The 1,316-nt window shown below is 51.2% G+C and carries 1 protein-coding gene; it reads right to left on the bottom strand.

All coding sequences use genetic code 11. The annotated features are described in order from the left end of the window. Positions 1–1,316 (bottom strand): aldehyde dehydrogenase family protein (locus NI470_RS15655; protein ID WP_253149021.1); only part of this gene is annotated, 1,316 nt, incomplete at both ends.

The following is a 1,316-nucleotide window of genomic DNA, read 5'->3' as shown; positions in this document are numbered from 1 at the left end:
GCAGGGTAGATGTGATAACAGTTAGTCCAGACCCGACCTGCCTGAATAGCACGGCCTGCACGGTAAGAGGTATGCGCTGAGCGTGACCAGACACCGGCACCGAGTCCATAAATTGTATCATTGGCGATCTTGATCGCATCATCAAAGTCTTTAAAGGTGGTCACAGCCAATACAGGCCCGAAGATTTCATCCTGGAAGGTCTTCATGTCATTAGTGCCTTTAAAGATGGTCGGCTCAATATAGAAACCTTGACCCACTTCCTGACGTGCTTCACCACCAGTCAGGATCTGTGCGCCTTCTTCACGACCAGTGGCAATACAGCCCAGAATCTTGTCCTGCTGTTCCTGTGAGGCTTGCGCGCCAATCATGGTGTCAGTATCCAGCGGATGCCCGGTTTTAATCCGTTTCACCCGTTCAACGGCACGCGCCAGAAATTCGTCAGCAATACTTTCCTGGATCAGCGCACGCGATGGACAGGTGCAGATTTCACCTTGGTTCAGGGCAAACATGGCAAAGCCTTCCAGAGCTTTGTCCAGATAATCGTCTTCCTGATCCATAATGTCAGCAAAGAACAGATTCGGTGATTTACCGCCAAGTTCCAGCGTTACCGGAATAATATTTTCAGTTGCATACTGCATTATCATTTGGCCGACGGCAGTCGAGCCGGTAAAGGCAATCTTGGCAATACGGGGATTGGTCGCCAGCGGACGGCCGACTTCGACCCCGTAGCCATTGACGATGTTCAACACGCCCGGTGGCAAAATGTCCTGAATCAGTTCAGCGAGCACCAGAATACTGACCGGGGTCTGTTCTGCAGGTTTCAGCACAATACAGTTGCCTGCAGCCAGGGCAGGTGCCAGTTTCCAGGCGGCCATCAGAATCGGGAAGTTCCAGGGAATGATTTGTCCGACTACACCAAGCGGTTCATGAAAATGGTAGGCGATGGTATCTTCATCAATTTCGGAAATGCCGCCTTCCTGGGCACGGATACAGCCGGCAAAATAACGAAAATGGTCAATAGCCAGCGGAATATCGGCAGCCAGCGTTTCACGGATCGGTTTGCCGTTGTCCCAGGTTTCTGCCACAGCCAGCAGTTCCAGATTTTGTTCCAGACGATCTGCAATTTTCAACAGGATATTGGAGCGGGTGGTCGGCGATGATCTGTTCCATTGTTCTTTGGCGTTGTGTGCTGCATCCAGGGCCAATTCAATGTCTTCTACAGAAGAACGCGGAACCTTGGTAAAGACTTTGCCATCTACCGGAGAGATGTTGTCAAAGTATTCACCTTTGACCGGAGCGACCCATTCGCCGCCAAT

The sequence above is a fragment of the Acinetobacter lwoffii genome (assembly GCF_024129115.1).
GTDB classification, from domain to species: domain Bacteria; phylum Pseudomonadota; class Gammaproteobacteria; order Pseudomonadales; family Moraxellaceae; genus Acinetobacter; species Acinetobacter lwoffii_T.
This window is presented reverse-complemented; position numbering and strand designations above follow the sequence as displayed.